The 24,412-nt window shown below is 47.3% G+C and carries 23 protein-coding genes; 12 read left to right on the top strand and 11 right to left on the bottom strand.

The features are described from left to right. Positions 1 to 10 precede the first annotated feature (10 nt). On the top strand, positions 11 to 1,144 hold the full coding sequence (locus KD145_RS02630; protein WP_212004362.1) for a TlpA disulfide reductase family protein: 1,134 nt from the start codon (positions 11 to 13) through the stop codon (positions 1,142 to 1,144). A gap of 111 nt (positions 1,145 to 1,255) precedes the next feature. Here KD145_RS02630 and KD145_RS02625 read toward each other — a convergent pair whose 3' ends face one another. The 3 genes from KD145_RS02625 to KD145_RS02615 are packed head-to-tail and all read right to left on the bottom strand — an operon-like array spanning position 1,256 to position 5,229. Continuing rightward, positions 1,256 to 2,851, bottom strand: coding sequence for an MFS transporter (locus KD145_RS02625; RefSeq protein ID WP_212004361.1), 1,596 nt, complete (start codon positions 2,849 to 2,851; stop codon positions 1,256 to 1,258). A 2-nt stretch (positions 2,852 to 2,853) separates the two neighbouring features. Beyond that, entirely contained in the window at positions 2,854 to 3,927 is a 1,074-nt protein-coding gene (locus tag KD145_RS02620) for an HlyD family secretion protein (protein ID WP_212004360.1), read from the bottom strand. A 3-nt stretch (positions 3,928 to 3,930) separates the two neighbouring features. Next, entirely contained in the window at positions 3,931 to 5,229 is a 1,299-nt protein-coding gene (locus tag KD145_RS02615) for a TolC family protein (protein ID WP_212004359.1), read from the bottom strand. A gap of 122 nt (positions 5,230 to 5,351) precedes the next feature. On the opposite strand from KD145_RS02615, the gene KD145_RS02610 reads away from it, so the two are divergent. Together KD145_RS02610 and KD145_RS02605 are read left to right on the top strand one after the other, a co-directional pair. Then, positions 5,352 to 6,146 (top strand): AraC family transcriptional regulator, encoded by a 795-nt coding sequence (locus KD145_RS02610; protein WP_249219716.1) that lies wholly within the window; start codon positions 5,352 to 5,354, stop codon positions 6,144 to 6,146. A gap of 104 nt (positions 6,147 to 6,250) precedes the next feature. Further along, complete coding sequence (locus KD145_RS02605; RefSeq protein ID WP_212004358.1) at positions 6,251 to 7,789, top strand: S10 family peptidase; 1,539 nt, start codon at positions 6,251 to 6,253, stop codon at positions 7,787 to 7,789. Between the two features lie 164 nt (positions 7,790 to 7,953). Here KD145_RS02605 and KD145_RS02600 read toward each other — a convergent pair whose 3' ends face one another. Further along, entirely contained in the window at positions 7,954 to 8,724 is a 771-nt protein-coding gene (locus KD145_RS02600) for an outer membrane beta-barrel protein (protein WP_212004357.1), read from the bottom strand. 12 nt (positions 8,725 to 8,736) lie between these two features. After that, positions 8,737 to 9,774: a PCMD domain-containing protein gene (locus KD145_RS02595; RefSeq protein ID WP_212004356.1), complete on the bottom strand. Its 1,038-nt coding sequence runs from the start codon at positions 9,772 to 9,774 to the stop codon at positions 8,737 to 8,739. A gap of 128 nt (positions 9,775 to 9,902) precedes the next feature. On the opposite strand from KD145_RS02595, the gene KD145_RS02590 reads away from it, so the two are divergent. The 3 genes from KD145_RS02590 (at position 9,903) to KD145_RS02580 (ending at position 12,290) form a co-directional block, all read left to right on the top strand. Further along, positions 9,903 to 10,418: an FUSC family protein gene (locus KD145_RS02590; protein WP_212004355.1), complete on the top strand. Its 516-nt coding sequence runs from the start codon at positions 9,903 to 9,905 to the stop codon at positions 10,416 to 10,418. A 59-nt stretch (positions 10,419 to 10,477) separates the two neighbouring features. Next, the gene (locus tag KD145_RS02585; protein WP_212004354.1) at positions 10,478 to 11,284 is read left to right on the top strand and encodes a phosphatase PAP2 family protein; all 807 of its coding nucleotides are present in this window, start codon (positions 10,478 to 10,480) and stop codon (positions 11,282 to 11,284) included. Between the two features lie 367 nt (positions 11,285 to 11,651). Next, positions 11,652 to 12,290: a hypothetical protein gene (locus tag KD145_RS02580; RefSeq protein ID WP_212004353.1), complete on the top strand. Its 639-nt coding sequence runs from the start codon at positions 11,652 to 11,654 to the stop codon at positions 12,288 to 12,290. A gap of 65 nt (positions 12,291 to 12,355) precedes the next feature. Here KD145_RS02580 and KD145_RS02575 read toward each other — a convergent pair whose 3' ends face one another. Both KD145_RS02575 and KD145_RS02570 read right to left on the bottom strand, forming a co-directional pair. Further along, positions 12,356 to 13,006 (bottom strand): phosphatase PAP2 family protein, encoded by a 651-nt coding sequence (locus KD145_RS02575; protein WP_212004352.1) that lies wholly within the window; start codon positions 13,004 to 13,006, stop codon positions 12,356 to 12,358. 3 nt (positions 13,007 to 13,009) lie between these two features. Then, positions 13,010 to 13,450: a DinB family protein gene (locus tag KD145_RS02570; protein ID WP_212004351.1), complete on the bottom strand. Its 441-nt coding sequence runs from the start codon at positions 13,448 to 13,450 to the stop codon at positions 13,010 to 13,012. A 239-nt stretch (positions 13,451 to 13,689) separates the two neighbouring features. Between KD145_RS02570 and KD145_RS02565 the strand changes: the two genes are divergently transcribed. Continuing rightward, positions 13,690 to 13,866, top strand: a complete 177-nt coding sequence (locus KD145_RS02565) for a hypothetical protein (RefSeq protein ID WP_212004350.1) — start codon at positions 13,690 to 13,692, stop codon at positions 13,864 to 13,866. A 2-nt stretch (positions 13,867 to 13,868) separates the two neighbouring features. Here KD145_RS02565 and KD145_RS02560 read toward each other — a convergent pair whose 3' ends face one another. Next, positions 13,869 to 14,264, bottom strand: coding sequence for a hypothetical protein (locus KD145_RS02560; protein WP_212004349.1), 396 nt, complete (start codon positions 14,262 to 14,264; stop codon positions 13,869 to 13,871). 61 nt (positions 14,265 to 14,325) lie between these two features. Between KD145_RS02560 and pncB the strand changes: the two genes are divergently transcribed. Further along, complete coding sequence (pncB, locus tag KD145_RS02555; RefSeq protein WP_212004348.1) at positions 14,326 to 15,492, top strand: nicotinate phosphoribosyltransferase; 1,167 nt, start codon at positions 14,326 to 14,328, stop codon at positions 15,490 to 15,492. 119 nt (positions 15,493 to 15,611) lie between these two features. Here the strand turns inward: pncB and KD145_RS02550 are convergent, their stop codons facing one another. After that, positions 15,612 to 16,463, bottom strand: coding sequence for a neutral zinc metallopeptidase (locus tag KD145_RS02550; RefSeq protein WP_212004347.1), 852 nt, complete (start codon positions 16,461 to 16,463; stop codon positions 15,612 to 15,614). Positions 16,464 to 16,602: 139 nt separating this feature from the next. Here KD145_RS02550 and KD145_RS02545 point away from each other — a divergent pair, with 139 nt between their 5' ends. The 4 genes from KD145_RS02545 to KD145_RS02530 all read left to right on the top strand — a co-directional run bounded on the left by KD145_RS02545 (position 16,603) and on the right by KD145_RS02530 (position 21,403). Further along, a complete protein-coding gene (locus KD145_RS02545) occupies positions 16,603 to 17,613 on the top strand; it encodes an NADP-dependent oxidoreductase (RefSeq protein ID WP_212004346.1) in 1,011 nt (336 codons plus the stop codon). 8 nt (positions 17,614 to 17,621) lie between these two features. Beyond that, complete coding sequence (gene fdhD / locus KD145_RS02540) at positions 17,622 to 18,428, top strand: formate dehydrogenase accessory sulfurtransferase FdhD (RefSeq protein WP_212004345.1); 807 nt, start codon at positions 17,622 to 17,624, stop codon at positions 18,426 to 18,428. Between the two features lie 135 nt (positions 18,429 to 18,563). Then, entirely contained in the window at positions 18,564 to 20,858 is a 2,295-nt protein-coding gene (locus tag KD145_RS02535) for an FdhF/YdeP family oxidoreductase (RefSeq protein WP_212004344.1), read from the top strand. Next, positions 20,855 to 21,403, top strand: coding sequence for a putative glycolipid-binding domain-containing protein (locus tag KD145_RS02530; protein WP_212004343.1), 549 nt, complete (start codon positions 20,855 to 20,857; stop codon positions 21,401 to 21,403). The genes KD145_RS02535 and KD145_RS02530 overlap by 4 nt, the downstream gene beginning before the upstream one ends. 13 nt (positions 21,404 to 21,416) lie before the next feature. On the opposite strand, the gene KD145_RS02525 is transcribed toward KD145_RS02530, so the two are convergent. Beyond that, positions 21,417 to 22,469 (bottom strand): nitronate monooxygenase family protein, encoded by a 1,053-nt coding sequence (locus KD145_RS02525; protein ID WP_212004342.1) that lies wholly within the window; start codon positions 22,467 to 22,469, stop codon positions 21,417 to 21,419. Between the two features lie 27 nt (positions 22,470 to 22,496). Beyond that, the gene (locus KD145_RS02520; protein WP_212004341.1) at positions 22,497 to 24,392 is read right to left on the bottom strand and encodes a hypothetical protein; all 1,896 of its coding nucleotides are present in this window, start codon (positions 24,390 to 24,392) and stop codon (positions 22,497 to 22,499) included. Between the last annotated feature and the right edge of the window lie 20 nt (positions 24,393 to 24,412).

The raw sequence follows: 24,412 nt of genomic DNA, 5'->3' as shown, positions 1-24,412 counted from the left end.
CTTTGTCAGAATGAAACTCTCAACAAGCACCCGTATCATACTGCTGCTCACTGGTTTGTATACCAGCAGCTATGCTCAGCAGAAAAATGTTATTATCAAAGGCACCGTCATTGGCGACACCAAAGGATACAATCGTATAGACATGTACTCCCGGAATCCCGACAGATATGATTCTTTGACGGTGATAAACAAGACCTTTACGCTGGAACTACCTTTTGAAGCACCTTACCGACAGATGTTTTCCTCTCTGCATGATTCCAAAGTGCTGGGTGGTTATGCGCCGCAGGGCATTCTCATCGATAAACCCGGTACTTACCAGGTGATTGCAAAAATAGACAGCACCGGCACCCGGTTTTCCGCTACCAATGGAGATGCCCAGCAGGTATATGCTGCATTTTCTGCAGACATGGACATAGCCTGGAAAACAAATGAAAAAACACTACAGCAGAAATATGGCAAAGACATTTTAAAACGACTGAATGGCAAGGGAGAGCCTAACGCCGCCGCAGCAGCAGATATGGAAGCATTGGAAAATGCATCCGCAAAAAAGCTGGTAACGCAATATGTCAGCAAACATCCAGGCTCTTATGCAGCAGCTGTCATCCTGCAGCGCAACAGCCGCGCTCTCGATAATACAACACTGGCCACACTTTACCAGCGGCTTAGCCCCGCTATTAAATCACTGCGGGAAGCTGCAGCGGTGGCCACTGAAATCTCTGCCCGGAAGCTCAGCGTTGACGGCGCTACACCGGCTGATTTTGTATTAAAGAATGCTGCTGATCAAAGTATACGGTTGTCAGACTATAAAGGCAAATATCTGCTGATCGATTTCTGGGCCAGCTGGTGCGGCCCCTGCAGAGCGTCTTTTCCACATATGCGGGAACTGTACAGCCAATACAAAGGGAAGAATTTTGAAATACTCAGCATCTCCACTGACCGTGATAAGGCAGCCTGGCTAAAAGCGATGAAAGAAGATAACAATCCCTGGGCACAGGCACATGATCCCAAAAGTGAAGTAGCCAAAGACCTGTTTAATGTACAGGTGTTACCCACACTGTATCTTATAAGTCCGGAAGGCAAAATCATCGCCCAAAAGCTCGAAGGCACAACACTTGATAAAAAACTGCAGGAGCTCTTGCAATAAAATTTTAAGTAAAGGCATAAAATGGAAAAGACGCAGTTCATGCGTCTTTTCTTTTACCCCCAATAATCCACTTAAAATCAGAATATTATAAAAATTCTCCTGAAGTCATTATTAAAACGTTGCAGCAGCTGGTTGTTTAGCCTTTACATCAATGATAATGCGGTTAATAAACGGCGCCATAATAATGAGCAACATCAATCCCAGAATCAATATCACCACCATTTCATAATAGTCCATGGCATATCTCAGAAAAGCCTGTTTTTGTAATGCCTTGTCCAGCAGACCTGTGGCCGCCTTTGCAGCAAGATCGGGCTGCATCCCTCTTGCTGCGAGGCTTGATTGATACAGGTTCAAACGCTCCTGCAATCCATAGTCTGTAGGGGAAATATGATCACTCAAACGCATGCCATGGATTTTGGAATAGAACAGGGAGAAGTAGTTGAGCAGCGCCGTGCTTATCCCAAAGAAGGCAAAACGGATAAACACCCCTACAGCAGCAGCCGACTGGCTGATACCTTCAGGCACTGAGGATATCGTAAACAACAAAATCGGTGTAAACACCATTCCCGCGCCCATTCCCTGCAGCAGCAGCGGTACAATAAAAGTACGCATGTCCGCTTCCGAGGCAAAGAGGAAATACATCCCTCCGTGAAAAAGCAATAACAGAAAAAAACCGGCCAGCCAGATAAACTGCATAGGTCGTTTCTTTATTATCAGCCTTCCGGCAATAACAGCCCCGATCAATATGCCTAGTATATTATAAATAAGCAGCTCATACAGATTGATAGGGTCCATGCCCAGTACCGTTGAAAAATAGGTGGTGGTGATACTGAATGCTCCTCTGATCAGATAAAGCATCCCAATGAGGAATATGCCAAACAGGAAAGCCCTCGACAGAAATACTTCCTGGTGAATAAATGGTCGTTTACGTGTAAGCTGCCGGGTTACAAAAACGATCATCAGGAAGATGATCGCTACAATGCTCCATACAATGGATTCATCCTGCAGCCAATAGTATTGCTGACCATAGGTGACCACATAAGCGAACAGAATCAGGATGGGGCTGTATAGGAAAAAGCTCGCCCAGTCCAGCTGATACAGCGGAACCCTTCTCACCAGATGCACCTTGTTCATCAGCAACAGTAACAAGATGGCACCCGGTACAAAAGTGTAGATGATCATTTTATACAATACATTGTATTCATAATTATCTACAAGAGGCGCTGTCACCAGCGAGGTTAAGGAAGCCGAACACAGAATCATTGTATAAAAAAGTGTGTACCCTATTTCCCGCGCATGCTCTGATTTCAATCCCCCGAAAAGCAGTGTCAGACAGATACTGGTGACCCCGCAGTTTACTACTCCCTGTAAAAAGCGACATGCAAAGAGTACTGGTAACATTCTGGTATGATAACAGGCATAACTGATCAGCACCTGCAAAACCAGGCAGATGAGGAAATACTCCTTGGTGGAAACACGGCTGAAAAAACGCCGTTCCAGCGGCGTAAAACTGGCCAGTGCTGCATAATACAACAGCATGGAAAACTGAATATCTGCCGGCTCTACGCCATAGAATCCTGTAGCTGCCCCTACATTAGCAGTAGACAGCGCAAACAACATAACGGTAGGAAGCAGTACCAGGAAGATGGTTAGCCTGGTCAGCCATTCCGGTGCCCATGGTCTGAAAATACGTTTACCCTTACTCATGATCAGTGACGGACTTTAGACACGGATACATTCACACTCATACCGGCAGATAACGCTTTCAGCTCTTCCGGCGTACCATTGATCCGGATACGCACCGGAATACGCTGGGCTATCTTGACGAAGTTACCAGTAGCGTTGTCCGGAGGCAACAGAGAAAAACGGCTGCCGGTGGCTCCGGACAGAGATTCTATCTTACCGGTAAAAGTCTTGCCCGGAAAAGCATCCACCACAATATCTGCGGTTTCACCAATGGTCATATGGCGGATCTGTGTTTCCTTGAAATTGGCAATCACCCATTTACCGGCTTCCCAGTCTACGATATAGGCAAGTGTTTGTCCTGCCTGCAACAGCTGTCCGGGCTGTATGGTACGGCGTCCCATTTTGCCGTTGTAGGGTGCCGTGATAACAGTATAGGAAACAGTGAGGTTGTTTTTTTCAACTACTGCTGCTCTTCTTTTGATTTCTGCCTGAAGCGCACTCTGTTGTACACGGGCATCATTGATTTTTGCCAGGGCTGCGTTGTAAGCACCTACTGACGTATTATAGTCTGAACGGGCCACTTCCAGTGCGGCTTCTACCTTATCCAGCTGCTGTTTGGTGGCAGACTCCACATCGTACAGTTTTTTGTAACGATCGTATTCCTGCTGCTGGTTGCGCAGTTTCGCTTTGGCGGCCGCAATTTGCGACTGGTATACTTTGGCCATTTCGCCGGCGGTGTTTACATTACTCTGTATCACGCTTACCTGGGCTTCAGCATTCACGAGGGCTGCATCTGCTTCCTGTTGCTGCGCGGCATACTCGCTGGCGTCTATCAGCACCAGGGTATCGCCTTTTTTTACTACCTGGTTTTCCTCGTAGCGGATTTCCTGCACGTACCCGGTCACCTTAGCCACAACAGGGTTAATATATTCATCAATCTGTGCGTCATTGGTTTCTTCAAATTTCCATTGGTGCAGCAGTGTTTTCACGCCCCATATGGCAAGGCATATCACAACAATGGAGGCAACAACTGTGGTGATCCTCGAGATAATCCTGTCTGTTTTGTTCGTGTTCGTTTTAGTGTTTGTGTTGCTCATATATTAAAGGTTGCCAGTTGCTTTCAGTAATTGATAGTATTGCAGTTGTGCAGTCACCTCTGCCGTGGTGAGGTCGAAGCGGGACTGCAGCAGCTGTGTTTCGGCGTCCAGCAGGTCCGTGAGTAAAGACAGCTGGTTGAAGTAGGTATTATTGACGATCCGGAAATTTTCCTGTGCCTGAAGAATATTCTCCTGTGCCACCCTTATACGTTCCAGTGCTTCTGTATAACGGAGATAAGCCGCTCTTACTTCCTGGCGTACCTGGTCCTGGGTATCAGCATGTTCTATCTCCTGGCGTTCCAGGTTGATCCTGGCGGCTTCTCTTTTATGTTTGTTCTGGTACAGCGCCGAAATAGGCATACCGGCTTTCACGCCTACCTGTCCCAAACCATACAGACTGATGGCATAAGGGAAGAACTGGATTTGCGGGTACGTATAGGCGTATTCGGCATACAGGCCTACTTTAGGTAGTATATTGGATTTTACCTCTTTAAGTTTTAATTCGCTCAGGGCTGTTTCCTTCTCTGAAATCTTAAAGGCAAAAGAATGCTCATTAGCATCTGCCAGATATGCTTCATAACTCTTCTGCGGTATGGAGGAAAGGTCCAGCGTGTCCAGCGCCAGTTTGTTGTCGATACTGTCTGACTGCCCGATCATGATATTGAGCCGCTGGTTGGCGATCTGCAGGCTGTTACGTATTTCCAGCAGGGTTACTTTCTGTTTGGAGAGTTTCAGTTCGGCGCGCAACACATCGCTTTTCAGCACCACGCCGTTCTTCATTAGCTGCCGGATCTCTTCCAGTTCTTTTTCTCTTTCTTTAATATCCTGCAACAATACTTTTTCGTACATGCGAAACCGGTATATGTCCAGATAATGACCTGCCGCCTTGTATCTTATTTCTGTACCGGTAAGATTGCTTTGTTCCTGAGCCAGCTCGCTTTCTGTTTGTCTGACCTGTATTTCCCGGGATGTTTTACCGCCATTGTAAAGGTTGAGATAGGCATCTGCTCCTATCTGATAGAATTGATGTACTACCGGAAACTGGGATGGGGCATTAAACAACCCCTTGTCGTAGATGGCCAGGTTAGACACTCTGGCGTAAGTTCCATTTGCTTTTATTTCCGGAAGACGCTCATCTCTGGCGGCTTTAACCTGCTGTTGGGTGCCTTGTACACGGAGATATTGCATCTGCAATTGTTTGTTGTAAACTGCGGCTTTATTCCATACATCCGTTAACGTTATGGGGCTTTGCTCAGGGTTCTGACCAATGGCTGTTTTGCTGGTAAATAATGCGGTAAGCAAGATTCCGACAAGCCACTTATTACTATTTGAAAACATATTTAATCTGATGAAGATGCAAAGTTCAATCCATCCCGGTTAAAATATTTGCTATAAATTGCCATAAAATTGCTAAATCCGGCCATATGGAAGATTTTAAACCAGAAATGATCATTGAGGAAGTGGATAAGATCCCGGAATCTGCCTATATATGGCATTGGAAAACGGAACATCACTTCCCCTTCCATAAGCATAACAAAGGACAACTCACCTATGTTGAAGGAGGTGTTGCCTTTTTATATACACGGGACAAGACCTACTTTCTCCCTGCCCGCCACTATATGTGGGTACCGGCAGGGGTAGAACATTATTTTGCCCATCGTTATCCCGCCAATTTTGTGCGGACTATTTACTTTTTTTTAGATGAAGATGATGAACAGGACCCGTTTTACCGGCGCACTGGTATTTATCCGGTAAACAACTTGTTGCTGGAGATGATCCTCTATACAGCCAAATGGGATAAAGATGTGCTACCTGGCTCCAAAGGCTACCGGTTTGTCAAAGCCATTAAAAACATTCTGCCGGATATCAGTACCTCACCGCTGCCCATCAATCTGCCTACCACCGACAATTCCAGATTGCAGCCTGTACTCAAATACATACAGGCCAACCTGGCTGAACCGCTTACGCTGGAGAGTATCAGCGCAGCCTTCAATATCAGCGAACGTACGCTTACCCGGCTGTTCCGTTCCACAATGGACATCTCTTTTTTCCAGTACCTGAAGCTGGCCCGCATGATCCGGGCGATGGGTTATCTGTTGGAAACAGAAAAGACAATCAGTGAAATAGCCTGGGACACAGGCTACAACAGTGTATCCGCTTTCAGCAATACTTTCTTTAAACTGGTCGGCAAACGCCCATCAGATTTTCAGCTGCGCTGATATTACCCACAAGAAAGGGATGGCCGGTTTGGATATCCGGATATTTGGTTATAAACTAGCGCAATGGCTTACAACGCCTGCTAAACCAAATATCTAATCTAAATATGAACGCAATCAACAAGGCCATATGGCTGCCACTGCTGGCAACCGGACTGGCAGGGCTGCAACCGGCATTAGCGCAACAACCCGCTAAACCCGCGCCCAAAACAGAACTCACAGGAGCCAACCCTGGTCTATCTCTTAATCCGGACACAGCTGTCACCAGTTTTCATGACGTCACTATCAAAGGACAAAAAGTCCCTTATAAAGCCATCGCCGGCACCCAGCCTGTATGGGACCAGGATGGTAAAGTGATGGCCGGTCTCTTTTATACTTATTATGAAAGAACAGATGTAAAAGACCGTACCTCCCGGCCGCTGGTAATCTCTTTCAACGGCGGCCCCGGTACACCCTCTGTCTGGATGCAGATCGCCTACACCGGTCCCCGCCTCCTGAATATCGATGATGAGGGTTATCCGGTACAACCCTATGGCATACACGAAAATCCACAGTCTATTCTCGATATTGCAGACATCGTGTACATAGATCCCGCCAATACCGGTTTTTCAAGGATCAATAAAGATGCACCGCGCGATAAATTCTTCGGTGTTAATGCCGATATAAAATATCTGGCCGAATGGATCAATACCTTTGTGTCCAGGCATAATCGCTGGGCCTCTCCCAAATACCTGATCGGCGAAAGTTATGGGACTACCCGTGTGTCCGGTCTCGCATTGGAATTACAGAATGCACAGTGGATGTATCTGAACGGCGTAATACTGGTATCTCCCACCGATCTGGGTATTTCCCGCAACGGCCCTGTGGATGCAGCTTTGAGCCTGCCTTATTATGCAGCTACCGCCTGGTACCACAAAGCCCTGACAGCAGACCTCCAGCAAAAAGACCTGACAGCCATGCTGCCTGAAGTGGAGAACTTCACCATTCACGAATTGATTCCAGCCATCAGCCAGGGCGGCTTCCTGGATGAACAGAAAAGGAAAGAGATAGCCGGCCGTATGGCCCGTTACTCCGGCCTTTCCGAGAAAGTGATCCTGCAACATAACCTGAACATACCGCCCGACTTCTTCTGGAAAGAACTGCTGAGAGACAGAGGTTATACCGTAGGCCGCCTGGATTCACGCTATCTGGGACAGGACAAGGAAGACGCCGGCAATAATCCCGACTACAACGCAGAGTTGACTTCCTGGCTCCATGCCTTTACACCGGCTATCAACATCTACCTGCGGGAAGAGCTCAAATTCCCTACTGACCTGAAGTATATGATGTTCGGCCCGGTACATCCCTGGGACCGCAATGGAGATAAAACAGGTGAAAACCTGCGCCAGGCAATGGCTGCCAACCCTTACCTGAACGTGATGATACAGTCCGGTTACTACGATGGTGCCTGTGACTACTTCAACGCCAAATACAGCATGTGGCAACTGGACCCTGGCGGAAAGCTTAAAGGCCGGCTGTCCTGGAAAGGCTACCGTAGCGGTCATATGATGTACCTCCGCAAAGATGACCTGACCACCGGCAATGATGATATCCGCGATTTCATTAAGAAATCCCTGCCTAAAGCCGGCCAGCCAGCCAAATACTAATACTCATCATAAAAAATCATAAAATCACAAAAAACATAAAAAGCATCAAAAGCATAAACACAAAAAACACAAAGCGCGCAAGAACTTAACTTGCGCGCTTTCTATTTTCAATACCCCCCGTACTTACATCCTACAAATATAGCCCAGGACTTCAGTCCTGGGACTTAGATTTTATAAGCCACTCCCAGTGTCAGATAGATATTGTACAATGGGAAATCCAATCCTTTAAAGTCATCCGGAAAAATGGGCTTTAATCCCCATGATAGGTTGCCCATCACTTCGAGCTTACGGCCTACCTTTCGCATGGCGCCGCCTTGCAAACCAATATCGAATTTCCGTACATCGATACCAAAGTCGAAGGTAGCTTTGTCGATGATTACTTTCTCGCCGGTAGGGCCGCCATTGCGGATATAACCATCGGATACGGTACCATAAAAATTGGAGCTGAACAGCCATGCGGCATAACCACCAAGGCTGAAGCGCCATTTGGCATTAGGTGTAAAAGTGGCGTTCAGCGGGAAAGCTACATAGGCGTTGCGCACTATTGTTTTGTTTTTGCCGCTGAAGTTACCCGAAAAGCTGCCTCCATCTTCTGTGGTAATGATGGTAGGGAAATACTGTACCTCATCTTTAGTGCCCATTCCCTTATAGTCGAGTTTTACCGCCAGTGAAGCGCCCCATTTGGAGGTAATGCGGTAAGACAGTTCATATCCCAGGGAGGGACTGAATTCAGGCCAGAAACTATTGATCCGGCGGATAGTGTTGGGTAATCCTACCGGTGCGGTAGCGCCGAAGTTAAACCCGGCCAGAATACGATGTTCCAGGCCAGGTGTAAAGGTGGGCGTATTTTTATTATTACTGTTATTTTCCTGCGCAAACAGTTGTCCGGCTGTAAACAGCATAACGGCCAACAGTCCTTTGAATTTTATATTCATGGGATCAAAACATTATTGGTGAACGATTTGGAGGCTATCCAGTACCAGGCGGCTGCCGATAGCGCCCTTGTAGCTGTCTCCATCTTTACTGGAGGAGGCCACGATGGCCATCATCATTTTTTCTGAGTGGCTGATTTTCCGGGTGATGACAAACGGGATATCAAAGCGGGTCCATTGGGGACGTGCAGAGCCATCCGGTAAAACCGCTTTTGCGACGATCCTGTCTGAGGTCTGTATATTAGTAGCATCCAGTCGGGATGTTCCGGTATACAGGATAGCATAAATAGAGCAGGAATCGGTCATGCCCGGGATAATGGTACCGGACTTGTCCTGATAACTGGCACCGGGCTGGTATTTGTAGTAGCCGGTAAAGCGTAGCGGTTCTCCGCGGTACGGCTGTCCGAATTGTGTGGCTTTCAGGGGCTGCGTAAGAGCATTCTTGCTTTCAAATACACCCAGGAAAAGTGAGCCGGCAAACAGTTTGATGCCCATAATACCAGACAGGGCGGTCCCTTTGCGGGTTACCATTTCAGCAGCATATTGTCCGTGATAGGCATCGGTAGTAGCTCTGAGCGGATACTCTTTCGGGTCTTTAGGCACACCGGCCATGGCAATGCCAGGGTTTCCTGAAGACCATAGCACCGTGCTGTCGTCATTGATCAGGTATTGGTATTTGTCTTTAGGATTCAGCATCCACTTTTCAAAGTCCCATTTCCAAAGACCATTATCGATACCTTCCACCTTGTAGGTTTTTTGATGGATGCCGTCGGCGGCCGTCACCACATATTGATTTACGTGGGTACTGTCAAAGTGGATAGAGTCGCCGGATGCGGGTGTAACGGTAGCGCCGGCAGAAAGGGTGAGTGTAGGGGCTATCCCCTGTTTGTAAGCATCAGGTGTCAGGTACACCAGAATAGTCCCGTTAGCATGGTCAATAAACACATCTCCGGTCAGTTGTTCTTTGTCAACGGCAAAGGTTTCAATGTCAGCCTCGGGATTTACAGGTGCTTCTTTTATACAGGCCTGTAATAAACCGATAACAGCTGCCATGTAGCATAGTTTCCGTAGTCTCATGGTTATCAGTTGATTAAAAAAAGTCCCAAAGGTAACAAAACTCAATCTGAACAATCTACATATACATTAAGCGATATATGTAACAAATGTCCTAACATTGCGGTATGGTCAATAAAGCAAGATTACAACGGTTACTGATTTACGCTGCCAAATGTGTGAGTGGCGTACTGGTAGTGCTGCTTCTCTCGTGGCTGCTGGATTATAAAGATGTAGTGTGGGTGCTGATATCGGTGATGCTGGTTTTATCGCCTGATGGCTCTGATGCCATGACACTGGCCGTGACCCGTATCAAAGCAAATGTAATAGGGGCTGCATCCGGTTTTTTGCTTTTGTTGTTTCATCCCAATCTATTGATCACGATGAGTATAGCCGTATGCGTGACAGTGGTGTTATGTAACCTGTTCAAACTGGAAGCGGCTACCCGTACGGCACTGGCAGCCACCATCATTGTAATGACCCATGAGGCCGGGGCCCATCTGTGGGATACCGCTGTAGGCCGGGTAATATCAGTACTCACAGGTTGTCTGCTCGGTCTTCTGATTACCTTTATCTTTCATAACCGGTATACCAAACAAACCGCCGAAATGATTTTCTCCATCACCGACCGTGGAGGCGAATAAACGAAGTACAGAATTCCTCCAGAATTGCCCGCTACTTTTGGCCAATTAAGGAGTGATGCATGAAAAAGATGATACTTACAACTGGCCTGGCCCTGGGCACCATGACCAGCACTTTAAAAGCCCAGATGAAGGCAGATTCCCTCTCTCAAACCGTTAAAGATACTTTTCACCTGACCGTAACACCCCCACCGGCTATTCGTAGTACCGCCGCTGGTCTGGTAGTACCGGCAGTGATGATCGGTTACGGTTTTGCAGCCCTGAACATGCATTCCCTGGTAGATCTCAATCACTCCACCAATAAGGAATTAATAGAACATAATCCTGATTTCCATACCAGTATTGACAACTATCTGCAATATACACCCGTAGCTGCAGTGTATGTGCTGAATGCGGCGGGTATACATGGGAAACATAATTTCCGCGACCGTACTATTATTCTCGGGATTACAGCCGTGCTTACTGCCGGATCTGTAGAAGCAGTAAAACATCTTTCTCATGAAGTAAGACCTGATGGCAGCGATAATCTGTCTTTTCCATCCGGACATACTGCTACTGCATTCGCTTCCGCAGAATTTCTCCGGCAGGAATACAAAGATGTATCCCCCTGGTATGGCGTAGCGGGTTATGCTGCCGCTACTGCTACAGGAGCACTAAGAATGTACAATAATAAACACTGGTTCAGTGATGTGGTGGCCGGAGCAGGTTTTGGTATTTTGAGTACCAAAGCCGCGTATTGGGTATATCCGTGGATACAGCGCAAATTGTTTAAGAACAGCACTAACGGGCATGCTAGTACGACAGTACTGCCTTATTACAATGCACAATGGCACAGCGCAGGATTAAGCGTAGTATTATTTCCCAGATAATACGCTGCCACAAATGCTTCTTCTGATAAATACTTCTGGTAATGACATGACAGTCAAACCTTCCGTTTATCGGAAGCAGGAGCATTTTCTCGGAAAAAAATTGGGGTAAAACAGATATAGTCAAAAGAGAGCATAGCTTACAAACACCCTAAAAAATAGTCAGGCAAAGTTGGGGTATTCTTTTTGTATTTTTTGTGATTTAATTGTTAATCACCCTTATAGCCATCCACAAGATGGCTTCTTTGTTAATACAGCATCTGTAAATATGAAAATAGTATTATCATAATAATTGGATTAACATTGGGTTTACAAATAGAGCGTCTGGTCATTAGTATATTTGAAGCGCACATTTAATCATAACCCATATATGTACTTTATCCTGGCCCTTCTTACCTGTATAACAGGGTATGCCATTTATAAAGCCTGTGCAGTCAGCACCTCTACACCGCCTGAGCAGCAATATACTCCTCCTGAAGGTGAAGATGCAGCTGCCCATATTATGATCACCGGAATTGTCAACAGCTCCTTTCGTATTTCAAGGTACCTGCGTAATCTCCGCAATACCTCCGCAGACCGTTTTATTACCGTCGCCATCCGCCAGGTAATCAGTACACAGGTAGGCACTACCACCCGCACCCGTCTCATTGAAAATCTCGGTCCCGCCGATGAATGCTGCCTCGGTCATGCAGACCATGTCATGGAAGGACAAAACCAGATCTATATCGGCTATGAAGTATTATGGGCCCGTTATGTTGCAGCACCCTCCAATTATAAACCCCATCGGCATATTCCCTCCACTCCTCCCTACAACGCCACCACACTGGAATTCAAACCCGGCATAATACCTCCCAACCACTTGCTGAATGGAGGAATAAACGGAGAAACAAATGAAGGAATAAATGGAAGAATAAATGATTTAAATGGAGGATTGAATCCGGGGATGTTGTACCAAATCGCAACGATGATATTCAATGATGATGCTGATGCTCCTGATGAGCGAAAATAGTGAAAGGTTGATGATATCAACCTTTCGCATTAATCAGGCATTAATCAAGTATTTATGATACTACATCATCTTCCCCGATCAGGAAAATCAGTTACGTCAGCATACATCACAGTTAACATCGTCAGCAGAATCCCTTCAGTAGCGCCGGCAGTTACGTCTTCCAGAAAGTGCTGACTCATATACATCCGCGAATAGGCTACCAGCGCAGCCAGCAAGAGGAATAACAAAGACCAGTATTTGTTTTTGACATAGTAAGACAATACCGTGGCTGCTGTGAAGGCACATACGCTATGTCCGGAAGGAAAACTTCTGAAATTATCCAGCACCTCTACACCAGGAACAAAATAAATATCGTGTAGCCGTTGGGCGAAGTAACGACGTGGTCTGGGAAACGATACCATAAACTTAAGTGCAAAGTTGACCATGGAGTTAAACACATAAGCTGCGGCCATCACGGTCCCCATTCTTCTATTGATAAAAAATAACAGCAGGGAGATCACCACACAGGCTGCAGTACTGCCCAGTTCTGTAATACGAGGAAACAACCAATCACCCCAGCTGGTATGCAGCCGGTTAATGTAAAAATAAATGTCTTCCCGCCCATAGAAACTGCGGAGCAGCAGCACCCCAACCAACAACACAATAAAAGGCCATATCAGCATCCTGAGCTGTAGGTACACCTGCAGGAAACGCTGGGCAAAAGTAGGTTGTGCCATAACTTACTGGGTTAACCGGCGATGGTAATTGATTTGTCCCAGATGATAACTGAGGTGTGTACAAAGATGCACCAGGAAATGGGCCGTGGTGGTTTCCCCCAACACTTTCTCCGGGTATATTTTTTCAAGGTCTTCTTCAGAAAGGCTCAGGATAACGGTGAGCACTGTACGTCGTGTTGTCCCCACCAGCGCCAGCAGCTCCTCACGGGGTACATCTTTTGCACTAAACTCCAGATCTCTGTTCCGGACATAACCGGTATGGCCCAGTATAGCACCGATAAAATGCTGAAGGTTGCCGCAGAGATGCAGGCAAAGGTTACCTCCTGAGTTCTTAATCCCTTGAGGTACACGCCAGATGGCAGCTTCCGTTTCATAGGCTGCTATTTCTTCTTCGAGACGGCTAAGGTCGCGTTCAAATAAGTTGATAAGTATTTCTGTAAGCATATGATAAAGATAAGCACTATTGATTAACGCCAAATTATTTCCAGTGTTGTGTATACTCTTTTGGCTACACTATCACAAATAACGCTAACGGGTATACTTTTTCTGTTCCTGGCAGTCTCCATAGCTCAGCAAAATAAAATACAGGCTTTCATATGGATGTAACGAATGTACCGATATCTTCTGATATGGTTTTTGCAGTCCTGGGACGCAATAAACATTCATACCGGTGTTTTTGTTTTATGATTGATCATGATCATGGGTATGCTATCATTGCGGTGCCTACGGGAATTGTAACGGTGGAGATGAGCAAACTGAAGGGAGAAGAGGAAGTGGCCCAAAGAATATGTCCGCATTGCATGTGTGAAGGACACGATGCCAATGCGGACTATTGTAAATATTGCGGAACGAAATTGTAATCTTAATGCAGAGAGAATAAGGGTTTCACGTCCATCATAGCTTTATGGTAGGCTGCTTCAAAAACCTCCCATTTACCGGTGATGGCAAAACGAACGGTACTGCCGTCCAGCAGTTCAAACACGGCCACTTTTTTATTGAAGCCCTGTTTGCCACGGCTGAAGTTCGTAATATCTGTCAGCGGGAACTCTTTGGCTTTTTTTGTTCTGGTCAACAACCAGCCAATAATACCAAACAGGAAAAACATCAACATGGGTTTACCTTCCATCACGATCCGCTCATTAGTCAGGCATAATGCCGCCTGTTCTGCTTTCCATTTGCTTTTGAGGTAGGATCCGTTTACTTTGAACAAAACGGTTTCCTGTGGGTTAAGGGGGAATTTAACTTTGATTTGTTTCATTTTGAATGGATATGATTAAGAACGCAAAAATATGGTATAATTATTATATAAACCGCAGGTTATGATATTAAACGCTATTCTGGACAATGACTTCTACAAATTTACCATGCAGCACTGTGTGATAAAACTGTTTCCGAAGGCCCGTGCCCGTTATAAGTTTATCAATCGCGGTCAGCATGTATTTCCGCCGGGCTTCGACGCCTTGTTACGCCGGGCTGTGGATGATATGCGCTACCTGCAGCTGAGTCGGGAGGAAAAGGATTTTCTGGCTGTCACCTGCCCCTATCTTGATCCTACCTACCTGGATTTCCTGCAGGGATACCGTTACCACCCGTCTGAAGTACATATTTCCCAACAGGGCGGAGAGCTGGAAATACATGTCGATGGCTACTGGTACCGTACAATCCTGTGGGAGGTTCCTCTGATGTCACTGGTTTGTGAATTATACTATCAGGCTACCGGTCAGCAGCGTGTTACCGATGAAGAGGTTATACAAATTACCTGCAGGAAAATTGAACGCTATAAAGACCTCAACATTACTATCGCGGATTTTGGTACGCGGCGGCGGCACTCGCTGGCAGTACATAAACTGGTTGTACAAACATTGCGGCAATATGGAGACAAGACTTTCATCGGTACCAGCAATGTTCATCTGGCGATGCTTAATGGAGTGAAACCGGTAGGCACACATGCCCATGAATGGTTTATGTTCCATGCGGCCAAATACGGATTTAAAATGGCCAATATGCTGGGACTGGAATACTGGGTACAGGTATATCGCGGTGATCTGGGCATAGCCTTATCCGACACTTATACAACACCTGTTTTCTTTGAGCAGTTCGATAAGAAATTCGCTAAACTGTTTGATGGGGTAAGGCATGACAGCGGCGACCCGCTGCAGTTTGCCGACCAGGCCATCCGGCACTATCAGGGAAAAGGTATAGACCCACTCTCCAAAACCATTATTTTTTCTGATGGGCTTGACTATAACAAAGTGGCTGCCATCGCGGCTTACTGTCGGGGACGTATAGGAATGTCATTTGGTATAGGCACCAATTTTACTAACGATGTAGGATTAACCCCTTTGAATATTGTGATTAAAATGTATGAGGCCCGGCCGGAAGATGCGCCCCGCTGGACGCCGGTGGTAAAGCTGTCTGATGAAAAAGGAAAGTACACCGGTGATGAGAAAATGATTATGCTGGCGAAGGAAATGCTGCAGTTATAGCCAAGAACCATCCTATCCCAGAACTTCAATCCATTTTAGCCCAGGACTTCAGTCCTGGGAAACAAGAGCGAAGCCTCTGGCGTATATACGCCAGAGGCTTCGCTCTTATGATGGGATCATTATCTTAATCCTATTCCGGTGTCACCTTGTGACAGCTCTCCGGTATCGTAGCCCTTTTTAAACCAGTACATCCGTTGTTCGGAAGTACCATGTGTAAAGGCGTCCGGCACCACACGGCCCGTACCGGCCTGTTGCAGTTTATCGTCACCCACTGCGCTGGCAGCGTTCAGCCCGGATTCAATATCACCGGCTTCCAGGATATTGCGCATTTTCTGCGCGTGATTGGCCCAGAGTCCTGCCAGGAAGTCGGCCTGCAGTTCCAGTTTTACAGACAGCTTGTTGTACTCTTTTTCGCTCAGCTGGTTCCGCATAGCCTGTACTTTACGGCTGATGCCCAGCAGGTTTTGTACGTGGTGACCTACTTCATGCGCAATCACATAGGCTTTGGCAAAATCACCTTTCACGCCAAAACGCTGCTCCAGCTCGTTGAAGAAGGATACGTCCAGATACACCATTTTGTCTGCAGGGCAATAAAACGGCCCCATCGCTGATTCAGCAGCACCACAACCGGAAGTGGTGGCATCGGTGAACAACGCCATTTTAGGTGGCACATACCGCATATTCATGTTTTTGAATTCTTCCTGCCATACATCTTCTGTGCTGGCCAGTATTTTAGAAGAAAACAATTCAATGGCAGAGGCATTTTCCTTCGTCAGTTTTTCAGCCTGCTCGGTCTGACCGGGGCCTTGTACCTGCTGCAGTACCTGATTCACCTGATTGGGGTCCTGTTTAAACAACAGTGCCAGCACGATCACAATGACGCCGCCGATACCGCCGCCAATCAGTGTCCGCGTTCCGCCACCGGAACGCTTCTCGACATTGTCACTTAATCTTTCATCATCCAAACGCATAGACAGTTAGGGTTTAGTGGTTTTAATTGTAACCCGAAAATACATTTTTACGGGATAATTCCTAGCATAGACAATAGGAAGAGCCCACTGTTAAACAAAAGTTGATTTTGCCCGTTTAAAAGAATAAACCATTTTCATCATGAAAATACAACAGATACTACTCAACGACAGACCGGAAGGTATACCCTCCCCCAATACATTTAAGACCGTAAGCGCTGAGCTGCCGGCACCTGCCGAAGGGGAAGTACTGGTAAAGCCCGTATATTTTTCTGTAGATCCTTATTTACGGGGCAGGATGCGTGATGAAAAATCCTATATACCGCCGTTCAAGATACAGGAACCAATAGAAAGCGGCGGAGTAGCGGCTGTAGTCGAAAGTAAAGATGCGCGTTTCCGGGAAGGTGACCTGGTAATGCCTTCCGGCGGCAAAAACTTCTTCCCATGGGCAACGGCCAGCATTTTCTCTGGTGATCATCTGCGTAAAATTGACAGCAGTATCCCACCCACCTACTATCTGGGCGTCATGGGTATGCCCGGCCTGACCGCCTACTTCGGGCTGATGGACATCGGCAAGCCCAAAGCCGGCGAAACCGTGGTGATATCCGGTGCTGCCGGTGCTGTAGGTCTGGTAGCCGGCCAGATAGCCAAAATACAGGGTTGCCGTGTAGTGGGCATCGCCGGCGGTGCTGAAAAGGTAAAAATGCTGACAGACGAATTCAATTTCGACGTTGCCATTGACTACAAAAACAATCCCGACATTACGGCCGCCATTGGTGCCGCCTGCCCCAACGGTGTTGATATCTATTACGATAATGTAGGCGGAGAGATCTCCGATGCAGTGATGTATCACCTGAATCCTTTTGCCCGTATACCGGTATGTGGACAGATAGCGCTTTACAACAGCACCGAAATACCCATGGGGCCGCGTATACAGCCTACGCTTATCAAATTCAGCGTTTTAATGCAGGGCTTTACCATCGGCAACTATACTGCCCGTTATCAGGAAGGCATCAAACAGCTGGGCGAATGGGTAAAGGCCGGAAAAATAAAATTCACAGAAACGATCGTAGAAGGCTTCGATCAGCTGCCCACTGCGCTGCTGGGATTATTTTCAGGCAAAAACAGTGGTAAGATGATTGTGAAAGTGTAACTTTAGATATGACAAAAGCTGTTGTTCACACACGTATAAAGAAAGTAACGGCAGCCGGTATTACAGACACCGAAGATATACTGGCTGCCGAAGAGCCACTGGAGATAAGACTGATACATGGTCCTACCCATAACCGCCGTCAGCAGAACATTGCTGTTACTATGCGCACACCTGGCCAGGATAAGGAACTGGCCACAGGTTTCCTGTTCACAGAAGGTATTATCCCCCAGGTAGCCGACATACACCATATTACCTTGTCGGATACAACCAACGGAAGTGTGGCTACTGTTTTCTTAAAGGAACAGGCCATCCCTTCCCTCGACCACAGTCAGCGTAACTTTCAGGCCACCGCCGCCTGCGGCTTATGTGGCAAATCTTCCATCACGGATATTCATACAGGCGTTGCCGTTAATAGCGGTAAAAACCGGCCTCATTTCCCGGCAGAATTGCTCTACCCACTTCCACAGCAATTGAGAGAGCAACAAGCGGTATTCAGGCATACCGGTGGTCTGCACGCTGCGGCACTCATTAACCAGGAAGGACAGATCGTTTTGCTGCATGAGGATATTGGCCGGCACAATGCTGTCGATAAAATCATCGGTGCCGCCCTGGAACAACGGCTACCTCTACACGAAAGCCTGCTCCTACTGAGTGGCAGGGCCGGTTTTGAACTGATCCAGAAAGCCGCCATGGCCGCCATACCCGTAGTTGCGGCCATCGGTGCCCCCTCCGGCATGGCCGTAAAAATGGCCGCAGCCTGGAACATAACCCTGATAGGCTTCTTAAAGGAAGAACGATTTAATATTTATACGTAGGTTTCTTTTACTAATGCTACATATAAGTGAGGAGGATGATTGTTCCAATAACAACAACAATCAATCATAAAGATAAAAACCGACCTTTGCACATCAGGAGAATCAGTAAAATCAAATAAATCAGCGGTTGCGGTTATGGAAGAAAATCCGGTAAAATTCACAGGGCTTAAGTTAACCAAGCCTCCTACAGTGGCGGCAGGTATTCCAGCCGTATGGTCCAGTATGAAACATATTCTGGAGGCGATGAATGCCTTCCGGGGTACAAAAGCTTTACTGCAGTTAAACCAGAAACATGGTTTCGACTGTCCGGGCTGTGCCTGGCCGGACCCTGATGATGAACGCTCTCCAATTGCAGAATACTGTGAAAACGGTGCCAAGGCCATCGCTGAAGAAGCCACCACGCGGAAACTGGGCCCTGCCTTCTTTGCTGCCAATAGTGTGGCTTCCATGGGAGAGCTGACAGATTATGAGATCGGTAAAAAAGGAAGGATTGCCCAGCCCATGTATTTGGCTCCGGGCGCAACACATTATACACCTATATCGTGGAAAGACGCCTATGGTAAAATAGCCGCTCATCTCAGGCAGCTGGGATCACCGGACCAGGCGGTCTTTTATACTTCTGGCCGTACCAGCAACGAAGCAGCATTCCTTTATCAGCTGATGGTACGGGAATACGGTACCAACAATCTGCCCGACTGCTCCAATATGTGCCATGAATCCAGCGGAGTAGCCCTCGGAGAGGCCGTAGGCATAGGCAAAGGTTCTGTGACTCTGGAAGATATCCATCAGGCAGAAGTGATTATCATTCTTGGACAAAATCCGGGTACCAACCATCCGCGGATGCTTACAGCGCTGCAGAAAGCCAAGGAAAACGGCGCTACCATTATCGCAGTCAACCCACTGATGGAGACAGGTCTGCTCAACTTCCTCAATCCACAAACGGTGAAAGGCATGTTACAGATGAAAGCTCCACTCACTGATATATTCCTTCAGGTAAAGATCAACGGGGATATGGCCCTGTTGAAAGCCGTTACACTGCTGTTGCTGGAAGAAGAAGAAAAAAATCCGGGTACCGTATTCGACAACGCTTTCATCGCCGGCCAAACTGCCGGGTACGATACATATATCTCTCATTTGCGGCAACACCGGCTGGCCGATCTGGCGCAGGCCTGCGGCATTCCAACAAAACAAATCCGTGAAACTGCTGCGGCCCTGCTGCACAAACATAAAATCGTCGCCTGCTGGGCGATGGGACTTACCCAACATAAAAACGCTGTAGATACGATCCGTGAGATTGTCAACCTGTTGCTGCTAAAAGGCAGTATCGGCAAACCAGGTGCCGGCACCTGCCCTGTGCGCGGTCATAGTAATGTACAGGGCGACAGGACCATGGGTATCTATGAAAAACCAGCCCCCGCCTTCCTGCAAAAGCTGGAAACGGTATATGGCTTTAAACCGCCGCAGCATCATGGTTATGATGTGGTGAATGCCATCCATGCCATGTATAAGGGAGATGCCAAAGTATTTATTGCCATGGGGGGCAATTTCCTGTCGGCCACGCCTGATACCGCCTACACGGCGAAAGCACTGCGCAACTGTGACCTTACCGTGCACGTCTCTACGAAACTCAACCGCAGCCACATCGTCCATGGCCGCGAAGCATTGATCCTTCCCTGCCTCGGACGAAGCGACAAAGATATTCAGCAGCAGGAAACCCAGTTTGTGACCTGCGAAAACTCCATGGGTGTAGTACAGATGTCAAAAGGTAGTCTTCAACCGATATCTGACGATCTGAAAAGCGAACCCCTGATCGTTTGCGAACTGGCACAGGCATTGCTGGGATCTCAAAGTAAAGTTCCCTGGCAACAGTACGCCCTGCATTACGATCATATCCGGAATGCCATCGAACAGGTGATTCCAGGCTTTGAAGATTATAACAAACGGGTAAGAAATCCGGGAGGCTTTTATCTTCCCAACGGGTCGAGGGTAGGTAAATTTAATACCAACACCGGCAAAGCCAATTTTAATGTGGCAGATGTGCCTGAAAACCCGCTGGGGCCGGACGAATTCATGATGATGACCATTCGCAGCCATGATCAGTTCAATACAACTATCTATGGCCTGGATGATCGTTACAGAGGAGTACACAGCGAACGCAGGGTGATCTTTATGAATCCGGAAGATATACGTAACAGTGGTTTCTCTGCCGGGCAAATAGTAGACCTGTATAACAATCACGGGCAAACGGAAAGAGTCGCTTATGGTTTCATTATCGTGGCCTATAATATACCCGAAAGGTGCACAGCCACCTATTTTCCCGAAACCAATGTATTGGTGCCGGTAAACACAGTGGCCGACAAGAGCAACACGCCGGTATCCAAAGGTGTCATTATCAAAATAAAATCATCTACCATCAACAACAAAATATGAGACCAGTAGTATGGCAAGCCACCAAATGGCCTGCAACGGAATTTCTGACAGTAAAACATCATGAGCACAACAGGCAAGCAAACGGCACTATCAATGGCTGCCTCGACGGACAGCCTTTCAGTATTCAATACGAAATCGAAATCACTACTGACTGGAAAGTATCTTCCTTTTTTATCCGGCGCAATGGTATCGAAAGCACTGAACTAAAGCTGACATCCGATCTTAACGGTCACTGGTTTGATAAAGACGGAAATCATGTAGATGCCTTTGACAACTGTATAGATATCGATATCTCACTCACTCCTTTTACCAACACATTACCTGTTCGCCGGCTGAATTTTGAAAAAGGTAAAAAAAAGACACTCCATATGCTTTACATCAAATTGCCGGAGTTTGAGTTACAGAAATTAACACAGCACTATACCAAACTGGACAATCGCCTGTACCTGTACGAAAACGCTGTCAGCGGCTTCCGTGCAGAGCTTCCGCTCGATGAACATGGTATTGTAAAGGATTATCCGGGCATTTTTACGCGCATTTACTAATCGTTTTCAGGCATCATAACAGAATACCGGCGACCAGCTCTTCCATGATCACGGCTGCCGGTAGATCCCTGGCCATTTGTGCGGCCTGTCCGGCGTACATAACAATAAAATCAGGGTTATCCTGTTCTTTTGCCACCTTACGCGCCGGTTGTGTCAGGGCATCCTGAACAGGATAAGCGTTTATTTCCAGACCCGATGCTTCTATACTGTCCATCAACACATTTGGAATCCCCCTGGCCCAGCGGCCGGAGAACGCTCTGGTCAGGCGTGTACCTGTATCAGCAATGCCAGACAACATCGCTTTATGATGAGGAGTGGCCGCACTTTCATGACTTCTCAGAAACACACTACCACATTGCACACCTGCTGCTCCCAGACTAAACGCCGCCGCGATGCTGCGCGGATCAGATATTCCGCCTGCTGCTATAACGGGCAGGCTTACACGATCTGTCATCTGTGGTACCAGTGCCATGGTGCCCACCTCGGGCAAAGGACCTTCCAGGAAACTACCACGATGACCACCCGCTTCAATCCCCTGCGCTACAATCACATCTACTCCTGCTTTCTCCAATACCTGTGCTTCCGCAACAGAAGTGGCAGTACCTATCAGCTTACAATGATGTGTTTTTAATGTAGCAATACCCCCTGTATCAGGTACCCCGAAAGTGAAGCTCACCAGGGAAACCCCTTCCGCCAGCAGAGCTGGCAGTTGCTCCCGGTAGGAATAGATTCTGATGTCTTCATATACAACAGGGGCGGTTACCAAATGATGGGACCTGTATAAAGTAAGCAGCCACTGCTGCATCTCCTGAAAAGCAGATGGATTGTCCAGTGCAGGCTCCTCGTAGATAAACAGGTTCACTGCAAACGGTTTGGAGGTCATTGCTTTCACTTCCCGTATAAGTGCTGTCACTCTTTCGGGAGGCAATCCTCCCACCGGAAGCGATCCCAGCCCGCCTGCATTACTTACCGCCGCCACCATGGCTGGCGTGGTGATTCCCAACATAGGAGCCTGTACAAAAGGATAACGGATATTAAGCAGTGTTGTCAGTCTGTTTTGTTCCATATGTAATGTTTTTCCGTTTAACAATTATCAAAAGAAACTCAGAAAAGCCGGCGCTCTCAATGCAGACACATCAAACCTGAAATCCACCACCGTCGTGATTTCCAACAAGCTATTGCCCATAGGGGCCGGTGCGTTGGGAAAATAATACCCCGACACCTTAATGGTATTCAGCGACAGGTTTTCATTTTTTATACGGAAACCACCACCGATGCCAAGATAGATGGGACTCTTCAGCAGATCATCATTTTTGGCAGTGAGCATCGACGCCTCCAGCGAAGCAAAGAAGTTGAATTTAAACCCAAGAAACTTCAGCGGACTGTAATATACTGTTTCAGAGCCCATATTCAGGCGCTGATACCCATTCAGTTTGGTATTCCGGTAGCCCCAGATACCATTGTCCATATTAATGTTCAGCCGCTTGTAGAAAAACGGATTGGGACTTTCGAGGAAATCGATGTTCAGGAACTGACGGAAACGGGCTTTCCGGACAGTAAAGAGACGGCTGTAGTATTCCAGGCGGCCATGTATAACAGCATCTTCCAGGGCCCCTCCCTGCCAGAAGGTACTCACACCCACCGTCGTATTAAAAAGGCCTTGCCTTCTGGTGGTCCAGTATTTCTGGGCTTCCAGTCCGCTATACAACCGGCGCCGGTCTTTCCAGGTTTCCCAACCCGTAGTGGCATTTAAGGTATATCCCAGCGGAATATCCTCTGTTCTGCCAAAGCCGAAGAACTGATGCGCTTTAAAGTAGTCTACCCGGTATACCTGGAATTGCAGCAGGTAGTAACGATGGTCATTATACACCGCGTCGTTCTTAAAACGTTCCTGTTCCGGCATTTTGGAAAAATTAAGGTTATAGTGCCGGAACAGCACGGCAACGTTGGGCTTATTGCCAATGGTGCCGTTAAGTGTGTAGTTATTGATAAAGTTGTACCCTATCCAGCCATCGAAGACGGTATAACGGTAATCCCTGTAAAGGCTGTCTTCTGCCTGGGGTTCAGCTCCGTGTATATTGATAGACCAATTGTTGGCCAGGGTAAGACCTCCTACCCATTTGGCCGCATTGCGGTACAGTGGCCTGTTCAGGCTCAGGTACATCGTTCCCTCATACACATTGGTATCCAGTGGTGTGGTATTATTAAGGGTGGAATATCCAACATTCAGATCGATAAAGGTACCCAGTAAATTGTACTTGGTATAACGCGCCTCCGTGTTCCAGGTGGGGGTATAGTCGCTGCGCCACTGGAAGCCCACCTGCAGCCCCTGTCCGGCTCCCAGCAGGTCGTTATTGGAAACCCTGGCTTTGATATTCGTTGCACTGAATTGAGACAGGTCTACCCCGTATTCAAATACATCCTTTGTAATAACCTCTACGTCCACAGAATCTGAAGTAGGGTCGGGAATCCTGACATGTATACGGGCATCGGAAATAAAAGGGCGGTTACGCAGATAACGTTCGTTATCTGCCATTTCGAAGGGATCCAGCCGGGTGCCTTCCCGGAAAAAAAGAGACTGGCGGATCACCCATTCCTTAGAGTCGAAATGCAGGCGGTTGGCCAGATGTATCAGTTTCATGCTGGTGGTAAAAGTAGTATCGTTGATGTTACGGGGACCAAATACTTTTACTTTCCGATAGTAGATATTCCGGATCACCTTTCCCACAAAGGGGGTAAAATATGCCTCACTTTTGATGATAGCGCTGTCGGAGTCCTCTATCTTCTGCTCAACGTCCTGTTTGGTGATGCGCTTGATAAAGGATTGACGATATTCCTTGTTACGGAGAGAATCCCGGTATTCCCCGATCTTTTTCATCAGGCCGTTCCCTTTTTTTGGGACGGTATCGGCAACGGGTTTGTCCTGAAAGGCGGCCATACGGGCAAATACGGCCTGGTACCAGCACAGTAGCCAGCAGGTAACAGCCATAGTAGTTAATATTTTCAAGT

The organism is Chitinophaga sp. HK235, from assembly GCF_018255755.1.
GTDB lineage: Bacteria > Bacteroidota > Bacteroidia > Chitinophagales > Chitinophagaceae > Chitinophaga.
The sequence above is the reverse complement of the archived record's forward strand: the minus strand, read 5'-3'. Positions and strand labels throughout refer to the sequence as shown.